At 72.2% G+C, this 17,983-nt stretch carries 15 protein-coding genes and 2 tRNA genes; 3 read left to right on the forward strand and 14 right to left on the reverse strand.

The features are described from left to right. Positions 1-113 precede the first annotated feature (113 nt). On the reverse strand, positions 114-1,115 hold the full coding sequence (locus tag J5O08_RS16240) for a DUF881 domain-containing protein (protein ID WP_308281666.1): 1,002 nt from the start codon (positions 1,113-1,115) through the stop codon (positions 114-116). A gap of 121 nt (positions 1,116-1,236) precedes the next feature. Here J5O08_RS16240 and J5O08_RS16245 point away from each other — a divergent pair, with 121 nt between their 5' ends. Beyond that, the gene (locus J5O08_RS16245) at positions 1,237-1,485 is read left to right on the forward strand and encodes a cell division protein CrgA (protein ID WP_218707939.1); all 249 of its coding nucleotides are present in this window, start codon (positions 1,237-1,239) and stop codon (positions 1,483-1,485) included. Between the two features lie 260 nt (positions 1,486-1,745). On the opposite strand, the gene J5O08_RS16250 is transcribed toward J5O08_RS16245, so the two are convergent. Together J5O08_RS16250 and J5O08_RS16255 are read right to left on the reverse strand one after the other, a co-directional pair. Further along, positions 1,746-2,441 carry a rhomboid family intramembrane serine protease gene (locus J5O08_RS16250; protein WP_308160862.1) on the reverse strand — a complete coding sequence of 232 codons (696 nt, stop codon included), beginning with the start codon at positions 2,439-2,441 and terminating at the stop codon, positions 1,746-1,748. 163 nt (positions 2,442-2,604) lie between these two features. Continuing rightward, positions 2,605-3,147 (reverse strand): peptidylprolyl isomerase, encoded by a 543-nt coding sequence (locus tag J5O08_RS16255; protein WP_147795090.1) that lies wholly within the window; start codon positions 3,145-3,147, stop codon positions 2,605-2,607. A 149-nt stretch (positions 3,148-3,296) separates the two neighbouring features. Between J5O08_RS16255 and J5O08_RS16260 the strand changes: the two genes are divergently transcribed. Together J5O08_RS16260 and J5O08_RS16265 are read left to right on the forward strand one after the other, a co-directional pair. Next, positions 3,297-4,244 carry a hypothetical protein gene (locus tag J5O08_RS16260; protein WP_218707940.1) on the forward strand — a complete coding sequence of 316 codons (948 nt, stop codon included), beginning with the start codon at positions 3,297-3,299 and terminating at the stop codon, positions 4,242-4,244. Positions 4,245-4,468: 224 nt separating this feature from the next. Continuing rightward, complete coding sequence (locus J5O08_RS16265; protein WP_218707941.1) at positions 4,469-5,119, forward strand: hypothetical protein; 651 nt, start codon at positions 4,469-4,471, stop codon at positions 5,117-5,119. 243 nt (positions 5,120-5,362) lie between these two features. Here J5O08_RS16265 and J5O08_RS16270 read toward each other — a convergent pair. From J5O08_RS16270 to dnaA, 11 genes are all read right to left on the reverse strand, one after another. After that, positions 5,363-5,438, reverse strand: a tRNA-Ala gene (locus J5O08_RS16270). Between the two features lie 73 nt (positions 5,439-5,511). Continuing rightward, positions 5,512-5,631, reverse strand: coding sequence for a DLW-39 family protein (locus tag J5O08_RS16275; RefSeq protein WP_218707942.1), 120 nt, complete (start codon positions 5,629-5,631; stop codon positions 5,512-5,514). Between the two features lie 25 nt (positions 5,632-5,656). Further along, positions 5,657-5,730: transfer RNA gene (locus tag J5O08_RS16280), tRNA-Ile, on the reverse strand. Positions 5,731-5,799: 69 nt separating this feature from the next. After that, positions 5,800-6,540 (reverse strand): DUF3566 domain-containing protein, encoded by a 741-nt coding sequence (locus J5O08_RS21720; RefSeq protein WP_308281667.1) that lies wholly within the window; start codon positions 6,538-6,540, stop codon positions 5,800-5,802. Further along, positions 6,537-9,152: a DNA gyrase subunit A gene (gyrA, locus tag J5O08_RS16290; protein ID WP_217614331.1), complete on the reverse strand. Its 2,616-nt coding sequence runs from the start codon at positions 9,150-9,152 to the stop codon at positions 6,537-6,539. The genes J5O08_RS21720 and gyrA overlap by 4 nt, the downstream gene beginning before the upstream one ends. A 73-nt stretch (positions 9,153-9,225) precedes the next feature. Beyond that, positions 9,226-11,226 (reverse strand): DNA topoisomerase (ATP-hydrolyzing) subunit B, encoded by a 2,001-nt coding sequence (gene gyrB / locus J5O08_RS16295; RefSeq protein ID WP_308281668.1) that lies wholly within the window; start codon positions 11,224-11,226, stop codon positions 9,226-9,228. A gap of 277 nt (positions 11,227-11,503) precedes the next feature. Next, positions 11,504-12,112 carry a DciA family protein gene (locus J5O08_RS16300; RefSeq protein ID WP_308281669.1) on the reverse strand — a complete coding sequence of 203 codons (609 nt, stop codon included), beginning with the start codon at positions 12,110-12,112 and terminating at the stop codon, positions 11,504-11,506. 4 nt (positions 12,113-12,116) lie between these two features. Next, complete coding sequence (gene recF / locus J5O08_RS16305; RefSeq protein ID WP_218707944.1) at positions 12,117-13,379, reverse strand: DNA replication/repair protein RecF; 1,263 nt, start codon at positions 13,377-13,379, stop codon at positions 12,117-12,119. Between the two features lie 10 nt (positions 13,380-13,389). Then, positions 13,390-14,322, reverse strand: a complete 933-nt coding sequence (gnd, locus tag J5O08_RS16310; RefSeq protein ID WP_218707945.1) for a phosphogluconate dehydrogenase (NAD(+)-dependent, decarboxylating) — start codon at positions 14,320-14,322, stop codon at positions 13,390-13,392. A 164-nt stretch (positions 14,323-14,486) separates the two neighbouring features. Continuing rightward, complete coding sequence (gene dnaN / locus J5O08_RS16315; protein WP_147795083.1) at positions 14,487-15,617, reverse strand: DNA polymerase III subunit beta; 1,131 nt, start codon at positions 15,615-15,617, stop codon at positions 14,487-14,489. A gap of 721 nt (positions 15,618-16,338) precedes the next feature. Then, on the reverse strand, positions 16,339-17,775 hold the full coding sequence (gene dnaA / locus J5O08_RS16320; protein WP_217614398.1) for a chromosomal replication initiator protein DnaA: 1,437 nt from the start codon (positions 17,773-17,775) through the stop codon (positions 16,339-16,341). Positions 17,776-17,983: the final 208 nt, after the last annotated feature.

Below are 17,983 nucleotides of genomic sequence, written 5' to 3' on the forward strand. Positions count from 1 at the left end.
CGCGCGCCGCCCTCCGCCCGCGCCGGACCCGCGCGCGCCGGACCCGCGCGCGCCGGACCCGCCCGGGCCGGCGTCGCGGCCGTCCGCGTCGGGCCGGGTGATCTCGGTCCCGCTCATCCCTCGGTGTCCTCCTGACGCGCGGCGGGGCCCGCCCCGGTGCTCGTGGCGGTGCTCCCGTCGGCGACGAGACCCGGGAGGACCTCGGTGCCGGACGGCACGCTGGCGTACCGCATGTCGACCGAGCCATCGTAGGCGGGCACCTGCACGCCCTGCTCGGGGCGGGTGACCTGGTACCCGAGCCCGACGGCGTCCACCCAGGACCGGTAGGCGCGGACGGCGGGGTCCCCGGCGAGCGCGTCGAGCAGCTCCTCGGGGTCGCCCACGGCGGTGACGACGTACGGGGGCGAGTACCGGCGACCCTGGAGCGACAGCACGTTGCCGATGCACTGGAACGCGCTGGTGGAGATGACGCGCTGGTCCATGAGGGCCATCGCCTCCGCTCCCCCGGCCCACAGGGCGTTGATGACCGCCTGGAGGTCCTGCTGGTGCACGACGAGGTCGTCCGGGCCGGCGCCGGCCGGCCGCGGCCCGTCCGCGGGGGCGTCGTCGAGGCTCACGGTGATGCCCGTCCCCGTCACGGCCACCTTGCCGGAGGCGATGTCGAACGCCTCGCCGGCCGACTGCCACTCGAGGCCCACCGAGTCGGTCTGGGTCTGGGTGAGGGCGTCGACCTCGGACCGCAGCGCGGCCACCTGGTCGGCGAGTCGCTCGCGGCGGACGTCCTCGTTGGCCTGGAGCCCGGCGAGGTCCTGCGGCTGCCGGGTGTCGGTCCCGCTGGCGAGCCGGGCGTTCGCGGTGAACAGCGCGCCCGCCAGCGCCATGACCAGGCCGATCGACAGCGTGCCGCGCAGCGCGCGACCCCGGCGGTGCCGCTGGATGCGGTGCTGCGCGTGCTCGCGCGCGGCGCGCAGCCGGGCCGACGGCTGGGCGGGCGACGAGGCTCCGGCGGGTGCGCCGGGCGTTGCGGACGGTGCCCCGGGCGCGCCCGGGTCGTCCGGCGCTGCCGGCGCCGCGTGGACCCCGTGGGCCCGACGCTCAGAGTGCTGCTCGGGCACGCTCATCCCCCTCGGTTCTCCGCCACTACGCTAGGCCACGTCCACGCGGCTCCGCGCGCGCGTCCGCAGCGCGGCGCGGGCCGGATCCGCCGAGCAAGACGGTCGACGTCAGGAGCATCCCGTGCCCAAGTCCAGGACGCGGCAGAAGTCGCACTACACCGCGCCCGCCGAGCGCTCGTCCGGCCCCACGGTCAACCCGCCGTGGTTCGTGCCCGTGCTCGGCGGCCTGCTCATCGTCGGCCTGGTGTGGATCGTGGTCACCTACCTGACGAACTTCGACTTCCCGATCCCCGGGATCGGGTCGTGGAACCTCGCGATCGGCTTCGCGTTCGCGCTGGTCGGCCTCGGGATGGCCACCCGCTGGAAGTGACCGGGCCGTCGGGGCCGGGCCGGACGGCGACGCTGCCCGGCCCCGACCCCGGTGCGCGCCCGCCGACCGCGTGCCGGCTGCGCCGCGCGGCGCGGTCCCCGACCGCTGTCCCCAGGCAGGGCCCGGTTGTCCCCAGCCCGTCCCCCGGTGAATCCGCGGCAGATCGGCGCGATCGGCGGCCCTGTCCCCAGCGGTGCACAACCCTGTGGATAACTACACCGGTGTAATTCCACACCTGTGAGCATCGTTGGGGATCGGCCTTAGACCCCCGCGTAGGTGACCACGGCGGCACCGACCAGCAGGACGGCGACCGCCGCGCACGACCCGACCGCGACGAGCGTCCGCCGCTCCCGCGGGGCGTAGGCGAAGGCAGCGCCGAGCGCGGCGCCCACGAGCAGGCCGCCGAGGTGCGCCTGCCAGGCCACGCCCGGCAGGACGAAGCCGAGCACGGCGTTGATGGCGATGACGGCGACGATGCCGCCCGCCGACCGCCCCACGCGGCGCAGGACGACCAGGACCGCCCCGAAGAGGCCGAACACGGCCCCCGACGCGCCGACCACGCCGGTCACCCAGGACAGCTCGACCGGCGAGGCCAGCAGCAGCACCATCACCGAGCCGCCGACGGCGCTCAGCAGGTAGAGCGCGAGGAAGCGCCACCGGCCCAGCGAGGCCTCGAGGAACGGGCCGACCGACCACAGCGCGATCATGTTGAACGCGATGTGCGCGATGTTGCCGGTCGAGTGCAGGAACGCGGCCGTGAGGAACCGCCACGGCTCGGCCTCGCCGATGAACGGCGCGAACGCGAGGTCCCGGGTCCAGGTGTCGCTCGTGAGCTGGAGCACGTAGCTCACGACGCACAGCCCGATCAGCGTGAGCGTGACGACGGGGCGCCCGCCGGTGACGCGGCCGCCGAACGCGGTCCGCGCCGGACGCTGCTGGCGCTGCGCGTCGCGCACGCAGTCGACGCACTGGATGCCCACCGCAGCCGGGCGCTGGCACTCCGGGCAGGTCGGCCGGCCGCACCGCTGGCACCGCACGTAGGCGATGCGGTCGGGGTGCCGCGGGCAGACGGGCGGGGGTGTGGGCGCAGGGCCCGGCTGCGGTTGGGTCATCGAGGCGTCAGGACTCGAACGAGACCGACTCGATCACCACGTCCTCGACCGGGCGGTCGCCCGGGCGGGTGCGGGTGGTGGCGATCGCGTCCACGACGGCGCGGCTCTCCGCGTCGACGACCTTGCCGAAGATCGTGTGCTTGCCGTTGAGGTGCGGCGTCTCGGTCACGGTGATGAAGAACTGCGAGCCGTTCGTGCCGCCCACCTGGCCCGTGATCGGGTCGCGGCGGAGGCCGGCGTTGGCCATCGCGAGCAGGTACGGCTCGGAGAACCGCAGCTCGGGGTGGATCTCGTCGTCGAAGGTGTAGCCGGGGCCGCCGGTCCCACGCCCGAGCGGGTCGCCGCCCTGGATCATGAAGCCGTCGATGACGCGGTGGAAGATGACGCCGTCGTACAGCGGGGAGCCGGTGCGCGGCTCGCCCGTCGCCGGGTCGGTCCACTCCTTCTCACCGGTCGCGAGGCCGCGGAAGTTCTCCACGGTCTTCGGGGCGTGGTTCTCGAAGAGCTCCAGGCGGATGTCGCCACGGTTCGTGTGCAGGGTCGCGTGCATGCCCGCCATCCTGTCACGCGGACGTGTGGGTCGGCCGGGTGAGGAACCGGTGTTCTCCCCGGACGAACACAGCGCTGCCACCTGCGCGGGAGGCCGGACGGTGGCAGAGTGGGGAGCCACCTGACCAGCCCGAGCAGGAGAGTGTGGACATGGCCTTCCTGACCCGACGGAGCAAGATCGAGACCGTCACCGACCACCTGACGTCCGAGCGCCTGAAGGGCCAGGCCGCCGACGTCGGCGCCGCCCTCGCGGACGCGGGCAGCAAGGCCGCGGACGGCGCCGGCAAGCTCGCCGCCACCGCGAAGGTGCAGGCGGGCGAGGCGGCGGTCGCCGCCAAGGGCGCCGCCGGACACGCCATCGAGTGGACGCAGCCCCGCGTGGAGGCCGCCGTCGAGTGGCTGATCCCGCGCATCGACCACCTGTACAAGGAGAGCGTCAAGGCCGCGGCCCCCCGCGTGGAGAAGGCGGCCGTCAAGGCGAGCCCCGTCATCGACACGGCGCACGACAAGCTCGTCGACGACCTGCTGCCCAAGCTCGTGCAGGCCGTGAACGAGGCGGCCGAGCGCGCCGGCGCCACGGTCGAGCAGGTCGTGGAGACCGGCTCGGGCAAGGCGAAGAAGCAGGCCGCGAAGGCGACCGCCGCTGCCGCCGCCGCGGCGAAGGCGGCCGAGAAGAAGCAGCACAAGGGCGCCAAGCGCTTCTTCCTGTTCGCCACGATCCTCGGCGCCGGTGCCGCGGTGTTCGCATGGACCCGCTCGCGCACGACGACCGACCCGTGGGCCGAGCCGTGGGAGCCCGAGGCCCCCGCCGCCGACCAGCTCCGCGCCCGCGCGGGCGACGCCGCCGACGCGGTCGGCCAGGCCGCCGGCGAGGCCGTGGCCCGTGGTCGCGAGGCGACCCACAAGGCCGCCGAGCGCGTCGCGGAGGTCCGCGAGGCCGCCGAGGAGCGCGTCGCCGACGCGACCGAGAAGGTCACCGAGGCGGCCAAGAAGGCGACCCCGCGCCGCGCGGCGCCGAAGAAGCCGGACACGGCCGCCGAGGGCACGACGGGCACGACGGGCACGACGGGCACGGACGAGGGTTCCACGCCCGCCTGAGCCCTTCCAGCACGCCGTGACGACGGCCCGGCCACCCGCGAGGGTGCCGGGCCGTCGTCGTGCAGGATCGATGACCGCGCCTGGCCGAACCTGGACATATACGGCATTTGATCGGGGCATTTCACTCGTTTACGTACATATCTCCCGGAATGTCAGGCCCTCGCAATACGGTCACCACACACAGCTACCGCTGTGTGCACCGGCCGTAGAGCAAGGAGACGGACATGAGTGACTACTGGCTCGCAGTACTCGTAGGCGCAGGTCTCGGAGCCGTTGCCGTGGCAGCATGGTTGCTGCACACGGCGATCGCCCGGCACCGGCACACCCGAGGAGCGCTGGACCCCGCGAAGATCGACTTCGAGTCTCAGGCCTTCCTCGCCGCCCTCTACGCGACCACGCACGAGCCGGGCGCCGAGGTGCCCGTCGGCGGCTACTGGCGGGCTCGCGGCCTCAACGCTCACCAGGCCTACGTCGTCGTCACCGAGCTGATCCAGCGGGGCTCGGTCGTCGTCAGATACAGCGACCAGTGGTCGATGCAAGCCGCACGCTTCCTCTGCCTCGCACCGACCAGGGTCATCCTGGCGAGACGCGAGTACGACGAACGCTCCGTCGCAGCCGGCATCGGACGGGCACTGGGTCCCCACACCCGCGCATCCATCTCGTCACTCAGCACGGAGCAGCTTGAGCACATCGCGGCAGCGCTTGCGCAGGACGGTGCGCGGGGGATCGCCGACGCCGTCGTCGCGGCCATCAGGGCTGACAACAAGCCATCCGCCGTGGACACCGTGCTCAAGGTGGTGTCGGCGATCTCCGACGGTCAGGCGCTGTGGCAGATCACCGCGAACGTTGTCACCGCGATGGCACGCGCCTTCTGAGCCTCCCCGCGCGAGAGTCGGCACGGTCGCGCTCTACGCGGGTGGAGTCGCCGGCAAGGAGGTCGCGCCTGCCGACTGTGTCCCGGCGACCACGCCCGCGCGCATCACGTGCCTCCCGGAGTCAGGACGCCGGCGAGGTTCGTCGACACGAGTGGTCGGCAGCCTCTGTCACGCAGACCGTGGCTCACCGGACAGAACGACGGCCCGGCAACCCCTGGGGTACCGGGCCGTCGCCGATCGTGCTGGTGGAGCCAAGGGGACTCGAACCCCTAACCCCCTGCTTGCAAAGCAGGTGCGCTACCAATTGCGCCATGGCCCCGTGCTGTCCCACCCGCGGGCGGGACGGCCGGGTTCCGGCCGCGCGGCAGGCGGCGGCGGAGAGGAGCGGAGGTCTACTCGACCGAGTCGGTGACCTCGGCCCACAGGTCGCGGTCGTCGCGCTCGGCGGCGTACCGCGTCCAGAGGACGTAGCCCGCGGCGGCGACCGCCACGAGGAGCAGCAGCTTCTTCATGGATTCCTCCACGGGGCTTCGGGAGTGGGCCTAAGAGGACTTGAACCTCTGACCTCTTCCTTATCAGGGAAGCGCTCTAACCGTCTGAGCTATAGGCCCTCCGCACGCCAGCGTGCTGGCGTGCCGGACGAGACTACCCCAGCCGGGGCGTCCCGCCCAAACCGGGGGTCACTCGTCCGTCATGGTGACGTGCACGCCACCGACCAGCGCGGCGGTGATGTTGTACAGGAACGCGCCGATGGTGGCGAGCGCCGTGATGAGGAAGATGTCCACGACTGCGACCAGCGTGGCGATCGAGAGCACCCGGTCGAACTCGACGTACTGCATGAGGTCGATGTTCGAGTCGGCGAGGATCTCGGTGACGAGGTCGTTGATCGTCGCGAAGACGTGCAGCGAGTCGAGCGTGATCCACACGACGGCGGTCGCGACGACGATCATGATGCCGATCGCGACGGACATGAGGAACGACAGCTTCATGACCGACCACGGGTCGACGCGCGAGACCGCGAGCCGCACCCGGCGCGGGCCGGAGCCGCCGAGCGCGGAGGTCCCGGAGGGCCGCGCCGCGGTGGCGCCGGCCTTGCCGGCCCCGGGCTTGGGCGTGGTGGTGCCCGCAGCGGCACCTGCCGCCGTACCGGCGGTCGACGACCCGCCCGCGGCCGCAGCCGGCCGGACCGGCTCCTGCGTGGTGGTCGTCGCCGCGGCGGCGGACGTGCGCGCGGACCCGCCCTGGGTGGCGGCCGGCGTGGCCTTGGCCGCCGGGCCCTTGGCCGCGGGGGAGGCCGCGGCCGGCGCCTTCTTCGCGGTCGGTGCGGTCGCCCGCTCGGCCTGCTCGGTGGCGGTGCGGCCGGTCGGCTTGTCGCCGGCGTCGCCCTTGCGGGGCGGGATCGACGGAGGCGTGTCGGTCACGCGTCCTCCTCGGAGGTCTCGTCAGCCACCGGGGCGTCCGGAGCTGTGGTGGCGCTGGTGTCCTCGAGGGCCGCGGACGTGGTCACGTCCGGCTCGCCCGACTCACCCACGGTACCCGCCTCGTCACCGAGGTGACGCTCGATGTTCCGCGCGACCGCGATGATCCGGTCCCCGTTGTCGGGCTTGGCGAAGATCACGCCCTGGGTCGTGCGGCCCGTGGCGTTCACCTCGGAGGTCGCGGAGCGGACGATCTTGCCGCGCTCCATGATGACCAGCACCTCGTCGTCCGCGTCCGTGACCAGCGCACCGACCAGGTCGCCGTTCGCCTCGGGGAGGTTGGCGACCTTGATGCCGAGGCCGCCGCGGCCCTGGACCCGGTAGTTCTCCACGGTGAGCGCGGTGCGCTTGGCGATGCCGCCCTGGGTCACCGTGAACAGGAACGCCTCCTCGCGGACGACGTCCATCGCGAGCAGCTCGTCGTCGGCGCGGAACTTCATGCCGGTGACGCCGGACGTGGCCCGGCCCATCGGCCGCAGCGCCTCGTCCGTCGCGGTGAACCGCAGCGACTGGCCCTTGCGGGACACCAGGATCAGGTCGTTGACCGAGTCCACGATCCGCGCCGACACCAGCTCGTCGGGCAGGCCGTCCTCGTCCTCGCGCAGGTTGATCGCGATGACGCCGCCGGAGCGGTTGGAGTCGTACTCCGCCAGCCGGGTCTTCTTGACCAGGCCGCGCTTGGTCGCGAGGACCAGGAACTCGGCCTGCTCGTAGTCGCGCAGGTCCAGGACCTGGGCGATCTTCTCGCCCGGCTGGAACGCGAGCAGGTTCGCGACGTGCTGGCCCTTGGCGTCGCGGCCGCCCTCGGGCAGCTCGTACGCCTTGGCCCGGTAGACGCGGCCGAGGTTCGTGAAGAACAGCAGCCAGTGGTGCGTCGTCGTCACGAAGAAGTGGTCGACGATGTCGTCCTCGCGCAGCTGCGCGCCGCGCACACCCTTGCCGCCGCGGCGCTGGGCCCGGTAGTTGTCCGAGCGGGTCCGCTTGGCGTAGCCGCCGCGGGTGATGGTGACGACCATCTCCTCCTCGGCGATGAGGTCCTCGACCGACACCTCGCCGTCGAAGGGCAGGATCGTCGTGCGGCGCTCGTCGCCGTACTTGTCGACGATCTCGTCCATCTCCTCGCGCACGATCCCGCGCTGGCGCTCGGGGGACTCGAGGATCGCCCGGTAGCCGAGGATCTCCTGCTCGAGCTTGGCGTACTCGTCGAGGATGCGCTGGCGCTCGAGGGCGGCCAGACGGCGGAGCTGCAGGGTGAGGATCGCGTTGGCCTGGACCTCGTCGATGTCCAGGAGCGCCATCAGGCCGGAGCGCGCCTCGTCGGCGTCGGGGGAGCGGCGGATGAGCGCGATGACCTCGTCCAGCGCGTCCAGCGCCTTGAGGTAGCCGCGGTAGATGTGGATCTGCTCCTCGGCCTTGCGCAGCCGGAAGTTGGTCCGTCGGACGATGACGTCGAGCTGGTGGGTGGTCCAGTGCCGGATGAACGCGTCGAGGCTGAGCGTGCGGGGCACGCCGTCGACCAGCGCGAGCATGTTGGCGCCGAACGTGTCCTGCAGCTGGGTGTGCTTGTACAGGTTGTTCAGCACGACCTTGGCGACGGCGTCGCGCTTGAGCACGATGACGAGGCGCTGGCCGGTGCGGCCGGAGGTCTCGTCGCGGATGTCCGCGATGCCCTGGACGCGGTTCTCGCGCACCAGGTCGGCGATCTTCTTGGCCAGGGTGTCCGGGTTGACCTGGTAGGGCAGCTCGGTGACGACGAGGCAGATCCGGCCCTGGATCTCCTCGACCTCGACGACGGCGCGCATCGTGATCGAGCCGCGGCCCGTCCGGTACGCCTCCTCGATCCCCCGGTGGCCGAGGATCGTGGCGCCGGTGGGGAAGTCGGGGCCCTTCACGCGGGTGAGCAGCGCGGCGAGCAGCTCCTCCTTGGACGCCTCGGGGTTGTCCAGGTGCCAGCGGACGCCCTCGGCGACCTCGCGCAGGTTGTGCGGCGGGATGTTGGTCGCCATGCCGACCGCGATGCCGGCGGAGCCGTTGACCAGCAGGTTCGGGAACCGCGAGGGCAGGATCGACGGCTCCTGGGTGCGGCCGTCGTAGTTGTCCTGGAAGTCGACGGTGTCCTCGTCGATGTCCCGGACCATCTCCATGGCCAGCGGCGCCATCTTGCACTCGGTGTACCGCGGGGCGGCGGCCGGGTCGTCGCCGGGGGAGCCGAAGTTCCCCTGACCGGCGACCAGCGGGTACCGCAGCGACCAGTCCTGCACCAGGCGGACCAGGGCGTCGTAGATCGCCGTGTCGCCGTGCGGGTGGTACTTGCCCATGACGTCGCCGACGACGCGGGAGCACTTGGAGAACTGCCGGTCGGGCCGGTAGCCGCCGTCGTACATGGCGTACAGGACGCGGCGGTGCACCGGCTTGAGGCCGTCGCGGACGTCCGGGAGCGCGCGGCCCACGATGACAGCCATCGCGTAGTCCAGGTAGGACCGCTGCATCTCGAGCTGCAGGTCCACCTGGTCGATGCGGCCGTGCTCGATGTTGTCGCCGGTCAGCTCAGTCACAGGTCAGGGTCCTTCGGTGGGACGGACCCGGCGCGCGGCGTGCGCCGGGGTCGTGCGGAGGGTCAGGGCGCGGTCAGATGTCCAGGAACCGCACGTCGCGCGCGTTGCGCTGGATGAACGAGCGGCGGGACTCGACGTCCTCGCCCATGAGCACCGAGAAGATCTCGTCCGCGGCCGCCGCCTCGTCGAGCGTGACCTGCAGCAGCGTGCGGTGCTCCGGCGCCATGGTGGTCTCCCAGAGCTCCGAGTAGTCCATCTCGCCGAGACCCTTGTACCGCTGGATGCCGTTGTCCTTCGGGATCCGCTTGCCGTTGGCCTGGCCGTCGGCGAGCACGGCGTCCCGCTCGCGGTCCGAGTACACGTAGTCGTGCGGCGCGTTCGACCACTTGATGCGGAACAGCGGGGGCTGCGCCATGTAGACGTGGCCCTTGAGGATCAGCTCCGGCATGTACCGGTAGAGCAGCGTGAGCAGCAGCGTCCGGATGTGCTGGCCGTCGACGTCGGCGTCGGCCATGAGGACGATCTTGTGGTACCGCAGCTTGGACAGGTCGAAGTCCTCGCCGATGCCGGTGCCGAACGCGGTGATCAGCGCCTGGACCTCGGCGTTGCCGAGCGCGCGGTCGAGGCGCGCCCGCTCGACGTTGAGGATCTTGCCGCGCAGCGGGAGGATCGCCTGGGTCTGCGGGTTCCGGCCTCGGACGGCCGAGCCGCCGGCGGAGTCGCCCTCGACGATGAAGATCTCGCACTCGGCCGGGTTGTTGGACTGGCAGTCCTTGAGCTTGCCGGGCATCGAGTTGGACTCGAGCAGGCCCTTGCGGCGGGTGGCCTCGCGGGCCTTGCGGGCCGCGAGCCGCGCCTGGGACGCCTGGATGGCCTTGCGGATGACGTCCTTGGCCTCGTTCGGGTGCGAGTCCAGCCAGTCGCCGAACTGCTCGTTGACCACGCGCTGCACGAAGGTCTTGGCCTCGGTGTTGCCCAGCTTGGTCTTGGTCTGGCCCTCGAACTGCGGCTCGCCCAGCTTGATCGACACGACGGCGGTGAGGCCCTCGCGGATGTCGTCGCCCGTGAGGTTGTCGTCCTTCTCCTTGAGGATGCCCTTGTCGCGCGCGTAGCGGTTGACCAGGGAGGTCATCGCCGCGCGGAAGCCCTCCTCGTGCGTGCCGCCCTCGGTGGTGGAGATGGTGTTCGCGTAGGTGTGCACCGACTCGGAGTAGGCGCTGGTCCACTGCATCGCGACCTCGACCGAGATCTTGCGCTCGGTGTCCTCGGCCTCGAAGTCGATGACGTCGGGGTGCACCAGGTCGACCTTCTTGGCCGAGTTCAGGTGCTTCACGTAGTCGACCAGGCCGCCGTCGTACTTGTAGGTCACGGTCCGGGCCGCGGGCACGTCCGTGGCGGGGGTGTCGTCGCCGGCGACCTCGTCCTCGGTGTCGCCGTGCTGCGGGCGCTCGTCGGTCAGCGAGATCTGCAGGCCCTTGTTGAGGAACGCCATCTGCTGGAACCGGGAGCGCAGCGTCTCGAAGTCGTACTCGACGGTCTCGAAGATGCTGGGGTCCGCCCAGAACGTCTGCGACGTGCCGGTCTCCTCGGTGGCCTCGCCCTTGCGGAGCTCGCCGTTCGGCTTGCCGCCGTCCGCGAAGTCTTGCTCCCAGGTGTAGCCGTCGCGCTTGACGACGGTCTGCACCTTGGTGGACAGGGCGTTCACCACGGAGATGCCGACGCCGTGCAGGCCGCCCGACACGGCGTAGCCGCCGCCGCCGAACTTGCCGCCGGCGTGCAGGATCGTCATGACGACCTCGACCGTCGGACGGCCCTCGGTGGGGTGGATCGCGACGGGGATGCCGCGGCCGTTGTCGACGACGCGGACACCGCCGTCGGCGAGCAGCGTGACCTCGATGTGGTCGCAGTAGCCGGCGAGGGCCTCGTCGACGGAGTTGTCGACGACCTCGTAGACCAGGTGGTGCAGGCCGCGCTCGCCGGTGGAGCCGATGTACATGCCGGGACGCTTGCGGACCGCCTCGAGGCCCTCGAGCACGGTGATCGCGGACGCGTCGTAGGCGGGAGTCCCGTTCACCGTCCCCCCGGGTGCGGAGGAATCAGGTCCGGTGGAGGGGCTCTGGTCAGCCACGGGCGGTGGTGCTCCTCAGTTCTCACACGCGGCGGAGGCGGCCGTCCTCCGCGCGGGAGGGCGGATCACTCCACGACGACGGAGATCGTGCGTCCTGGACCGGCGCAGACGCGCCAGAGATGTCGATTCCCAGTGTACCCGGCCCCGCGCCGGAAACCCCTGCGAACCGCCCTGCCTGTGGACGCGCTCTGCCGCGTCGTCGCGCGGGGAAGCCGCCGTCCGGTCAGCCCCAGGTGTCCCGGGGCCCGCGGCCCTTCACGGAGCGGCGGCCCTTGCCGAACCCCGGCCCCTGCGGGCCGAGCACCCGCACGTCCTTCACGACGCCCTCGCCGACGTCCTCCGCCATCCGCCGGACGAGCTGCGGGGCCAGCATCTTGAGCTGCTGCGCCCACGCCGAGGAGTCGGTCCGGACGACCAGCACCCCCTCGGTGAAGGTCTCCGGCGTGCAGTGGTCGGCGATCTGGTCCCCGACGACCTCGCGCCACCGGCCGACGACCCCGCCGACCGACACCTCCTGCACCCAGCCCCGGTCCCGGAACAGCGAGGCCATCGTCGCGGACACGGTCAGCGGGTCGCGCGGGTGCACGCCGGCGCCGCCGAGCTCCGCGGGGGAGAGCGGCGACCGCGCGCGGGGCGCCTGGCCCGGGCGGTAGCCCTTCGACCGGGCCACCGAGCGGAACCGGGCCAGCGAGAGCCGGGCCATCTGGGCGGCCGGCGTCACCTCGAGCTGCTCGGAGACCGGGACGGCGGGGTCGAACGTCGGGGCGTCATCCGCGTCCGGGGCCGTCGCGGGACCGCGGTCGGCGGCCTCGGTGCCCCCGGGGAAGGGCACGTCGTCAGGCGACACGGGCGACCTCCGACGCCAGCACGTCGTAGCGCGAGCCGGCCAGCCGCTCGGGCACGTCGCCCGGGACCGCCGCCGTGACGAACACCTGCCGCGCGCCGGCCACCATCTCGGCCAGCCGCTCGCGCCGCTTCGCGTCGAGCTCGGCGAACACGTCGTCCAGCATGAGCACGGGCTCGCCGTCCGGCCCTGAGTCCGCGACCCACAGCTGCGCGGCGTCCTCGGTCGTGCCGGGCCGCGGGCCGTTCGTCAGCAGCTCGTAGGACGCGAGCCGCAGGGCCAGGGCGACGGACCAGGACTCGCCGTGGCTCGCGTACCCCTTGGCGGGCAGGTCCCCGAGCGTGAGCACCAGGTCGTCGCGGTGCGGGCCGACCAGGCAGACCCCGCGCTCGAGCTCCTTGGGCCGGACCCGGGCCAACGCCTCGAGCATCTGGGCCTCGACGGCGCGGGCGGGCGTGGCGGAGTCGGCCCCGGGCTGGGCGGGCCCGGCGACGGGCGGCAGCGTGTCGCGGTCGGCGTCCGCGCCGGCCAGCGCCGCAGCGAGGGAGGACCGGTAGCCGACCTGCGCGGCGCCCTGGCCGTCGCTCACCCGCTCGTACGCGTCCCCGACGTAGGGGTCGAGCGCGGCGACCACGGCCTGCCGGGCGACGATGACGTGCGCGCCGAGCTCCGCGAGCTTGGCGTCCCAGACGTCGAGGGTGCTGAGGTCGAGGTTCGACCGGGACCCCCGGAACCCGGCAGCGGACTTGAGCAGGGCGGTGCGCTGCTTCACGACCCGGTCGTACTCGGAGAACACGCCCGCGAGCCGGGGCGTCACCTGCACCGCCAGGTCGTCGACGAACCGTCGGCGCCCGTCCGGGTCGCCCTTGACGAGCGCCAGGTCCTCGGGCGCGAACAGCACCGAGCGCAGGGCACCCACCACGTCGCGGGCCCGGGACGGGGCGCCGTTGAGCTTCACGCGGTTCGACCGGCCGGAGCCGAGCTGCGCCTCGATGACGAGCGCACGCTCCGAGCCGTCGTCCTGCGCGCGCACGATGCGCGAGCGCACCACGGCCGCCGACGCCCCGGCTCGCACGAGCGGGGCGTCGGTCGGCACGCGGTGGCTGGAGAACGTCGAGACGTAGCCGATCGCCTCGACGAGGTTGGTCTTGCCCTGCCCGTTCGGCCCGACGAGCGCGGTGATCCCGGGCTCGAAGGTGAGGTCGACCTGGTGGTACGACCGGAAGTCCGTCAGGGACAGGTGCGAGACGTACATCGGCGGGGCGTCAGCCCTCCGAGCGCACGCCGGACGGGGCGTCGCCGGAGATGGGGGCGCCCGCGGCCTTCACCGCGTGGCCGCCGAACTGCTGGCGCAGCGCCGCGACCGCCTTCATCGCGGGGGACTGCTCCTGGCGGGACTGGAACCGGGCGAACAGCGCGGCCGTGATGACCGGCAGCGGGACGGCGGCCTCGATCGCCTCGTCCACGGTCCAGCGGCCCTCGCCCGAGTCGGCGACCCAGTCGTCGATCGCCTCGAACGCCTGGTCCTCCTCGAGCGCCTTGACCAGCAGCTCGAGCAGCCAGGAACGGACGACCGTGCCGCGCTGCCAGGCCTTCATGGTGCCGGCGACGTCGGTGACGATGTCCTTGGCGGCGAGCAGCTCGTAGCCCTCGGCGTACGCCTGCATGAGGCCGTACTCGATGCCGTTGTGCACCATCTTGGCGTAGTGCCCGGCGCCGACGGCGCCCGCGTGCACGAAGCCCTCCTCGCGGGGGCCCTCGGGGCGCAGCGCGTCGAACACCGGCATGACGCGCTCGACCTGCGCGGCGTCGCCGCCGACCATGAGGCCGTAGCCGTTGGCCAGGCCCCAGACGCCGCCGGAGACGCCGACGTCGAGGAAGTGCACGCCCTTCGCGCCCAGCTGCTCGGCGTGGCCCTTGTCGTCGCCGAAGTACGAGTTGCCGCCGTCGATGACCAGGTCGCCCTCGGCCAGCAGGCCGCCGAGCTCCTCGATCACGGAGTGCGTGACGGCGCCGGCGGGAACCATGACCCACACGACGCGCTCGCCGGCGGGCAGCGCCTCGACGAGCTCGGCCAGCGACGCGACGTCGGAGACCTCGGGGTTCCGGTCGTAGCCGGTGACCTCGATCCCCGCGTTCCGCATCCGGTCGCGCATGTTCGCGCCCATCCTGCCCAGACCCACCAGGCCGATCCGCATCGCTCCACCTCTCCTCGCCCGACCGCCGCCGGGACGGCTTCGCGTCCCGCGGCGTCCTTGTCGCCCGCCATTCTCCTGCGGCGACGAGGGTGCTGACGACCGGTGGGCTCGTCTCGCAGGTCACACCCGGTGCGCGCCCGGCCGTGACCGGGCGCGCCCTCGCGTCAGGACGCGAAGCGGATGGGGACCAGCAGGTAGCGGTACTCCTTGAGGTCCTCGCCCTCGAGCGACTCCTGGCCGGTGAACTCGACCGGCTTGTTCGGGTGCGTGAACGACAGCCGCACGAACGACGTCGTCAGGGCGCCCAGGCCGTCGAGCAGGAACTGGGGGTTGAACGCGACGGCGATGTCCTCGCCGACCAGCGTGGCCTCGAGCGCTTCGGACGCCTGCGCGTCGTCGCCCTGGCCGGCGTCGAGCACGACCTGGCCGTCGGTGAACGTCAGGCGGATCGGGGTGTTCCGCTCCGCGACGAGCGCGACGCGCTTGGCGGCGTCCGCCAGCAGCTGGGTGTTCACGACCGCGTGGATCGGCGACTCGTCCGGGAACAGCCGGCGCACGGCCGGGTAGTCGCCGTCGACGAGGAGCGACGTCGTGTGCCGGCCGCCGGCCTCGAAGCCGATGAGGTCGACGCCCTGCCCGGTGGCGAGGCCGACGTTCACCGAGCCGGAGGCGCCGAGCGACTTGGCGGCGTCGGACAGCGTGCGGGCGCGGACCAGCGCGACCTCGGAGACGCCCGGGTCGGACGGGTGCCAGCGGAGCTCGCGCAGCGCCAGGCGGTACCGGTCGGTCGCGAGCAGGGTGACCTTCTCGCCCTCGATCTCGACACGCACGCCGGTCAGCAGGGGGAGGGTGTCGTCGCGGCTGGCGGCGACCGTCACCTGGGCGACGGCGCGGGTCATCTCGTCGCCGTTCACCGTGCCCGTGAGCGCGGGCATCGCCGGGAGCTGCGGGTAGTCCTCGACCGGCATGGTGAGCAGCGTGAACCGGCTCGCGCCGCAGGTGACCGACACCTTGGTGCCGTCGAGCTGCACGTCGACCGGCTTGTTCGGCAGCGCGCGGGAGATCTCGGCGAGCAGGCGACCCGACACCAGCACCGTGCCGGGCTCGCTCACGTCCGCGGGGATCTCCGAGCGCGCCGAGACCTCGTAGTCGAAGGAGGCCAGGCGGAGCGTGCCGTCGGCCTCGGCCTCGATGCGGACGCCGGCGAGCACCGGGACCGGCGGGCGGGTGGGCAGGCTGCGAGCGATCCACGTGACGGCTTCTGCGAGGACGTCACGTTCGACGCGGAACTTCATGCCCCACCCTCTCGGTCTGGGGGATCGCGGGGATCCCGTGCGGTGCTGAACGACCCCGGCCGTGGGAGGGCAGGGGTCGCCCCGAACACTACGCGAGTGACCAGGGCTCCGGTACCGAAGCCGGGACGGGTTGTGGACGGCTGCGAGGGGCCCGGAACGTTCGCCAGGACGGCACGAGAGCGGTGCCCGCGCGGCCGCGTCGGACGGCGCAAACCCGTGGGTCCTGCGCACGACGGCGCTGGGCGAAGGATTCCGGGCCTCGGAGGTCGTGCACAGGCCGGCTCGTCCTGGCCTCCGTCTCCGGAGCGGTCGTCGGTCGGTCCGGTCGGTCATCGGTCGGCCCGGCAGGGCACTGACGGGCTGTGGATCTCTCTTCTAGGGATCAGTCGTCGTCATCGTCGCTTCTGTGCACTCTGGGGATGATGCGTCTTCGTGCAGGTCAGCGGTCCGAGCGCGGTGTGCACGACGGTTGTGGACCGGTTGGGGACGACGCCGTCGGACGTGGACAGTGCTCCAGGCGTCCTTCTCCGTCCACCGTGACCGCAGGATCCGTCCACACGAATCCTGGGGGTCGTCCACCGGTTTCCACAGACGTGTCCACAGGTGTGCACATTCGTCCCAGGCCTGATTGCTGCGCCCTGCGGGCACGAGAAGACGACGACCCGCCGCCGGCCGGTGCCGGGGCGGGTCGTCGAGGTGCTGCGGGGTGCCGGGCCGGGGCTCAGCCGCGGCTCTCCTGCTTGATCCGGTTGGTCAGCTCGGTGACCTGGTTGAAGATCGAGCGGCGCTCGGCCATCAGCTCGCGGATCTTGCGGTTCGCGTGCATCACCGTCGTGTGGTCGCGGCCGCCGAACGCCTGGCCGATCTTCGGCAGCGACAGGTCGGTGAGCTCGCGGCACAGGTACATGGCGATCTGCCGGGCCGTCACCAGCACCCGGGACCGCGAGGAGCCGCACAGGTCCTCGATGGTCAGGCCGAAGTACGCCGCGGTCTGGCCGATGACGGCCGTCGCGGTGATGTCCGCCTGGTCGTCGTCGGTGATCAGGTCCTTGAGGACGATCTCCGCCAGCGACAGGTCGACCTGCTGCCGGTTGAGGTTCGCGAACGCGGTCACCCGGATCAGCGCGCCCTCGAGCTCGCGGATGTTGGTCGAGATCTTCGACGCGATGTACTCGTGCACGTCGTCCGGCGCCTGGAGCTTGTCGTTGGCCGACTTCTTCCTCAGGATCGCGATGCGGGTCTCGAGGTCCGGCGGCTGGACGTCCGTGATGAGGCCCCACTCGAACCTCGAGCGCATCCGGTCCTCGAAGCCGTTGAGCTGCTTGGGCGGCAGGTCGGAGGTCAGCACGATCTGCTTGTTCGCGTTGTGCAGGGTGTTGAACGTGTGGAAGAACTCCTCCATCGTCTGCTCCTTGCCCTGCAGGAACTGGATGTCGTCGATGAGGAGCACGTCCACCTCGCGGTAGCGGCGCTGGAACGCGCCCGCCTTGCCCTCGGAGATGGAGTTGATGAAGTCGTTGGTGAACTCCTCGGAGTTCACGTAGCGCACGCGCACCGAGGGGTAGAGGTTCCGGGCGTAGTGGCCGATCGCGTGCAGCAGGTGGGTCTTGCCCAGCCCCGAGTCGCCGTAGATGAACAGCGGGTTGTAGGCCTTGGCCGGAGCCTCGGCGACCGCGACCGCCGCGGCGTGCGCGAAGCGGTTGGACGAGCCGATGACGAACGTCTCGAACAGGTACTTCGGGTTCAGCCGCGCGGGCTCGACGCTCGGGGTGGGGCCGGCGGGCTCGCGGCGGAACGGCTCGGCGCGGGCCGGCTCGACCTGGGCCGAGTCCCCGGTGCTCGGGTGGCCGGTGGCGGCGTGGGCGACGACCGGGGTGGCTCCGGACTCCGGCCCGCGGGCCGGCGGGGCGGTCGCGAGCCCGGCGTCGCCGGTCTCGAGCGACGGGTCGACCGTGATCGCGAACCGGGCGTCGCGGCCGAGCGCGGCCGCCAGCGCGTCGGAGACCTCCTGGCGGACCCGGGTCTCCAGGTAGTCCTTGGTGAGGTCGTTGCCGACCGCGAGCAGCATCGTGCCGTCGAGCAGTCCGAGCGGCTTGGCCAGGCGCACGAAGGCGAGCTGGCGCGGCGTGATGTCGGGGCTCACCTCGAGCTGCGCCATCGCGGCCGACCAGACCTGCGTGAGCTGATCGTCCTGTCCTGACACCTGTACCTCGCTGCCGTCGTGAGTCGCGTGGTCGAGTGTCGCACGCCCCGGTGACGTGTCCACAGACTTGTCCACACCTGTGCGTGACGGTGGATCACGCAGGATCTCGGGCTCGCCGTGGCTCGACCGGGGGTCCGGGTGCGGCGCTGTCCACAGGGCTCAC

This window comes from Cellulomonas sp. PS-H5 (assembly GCF_019265565.1).
Lineage (GTDB): Bacteria > Actinomycetota > Actinomycetes > Actinomycetales > Cellulomonadaceae > Cellulomonas.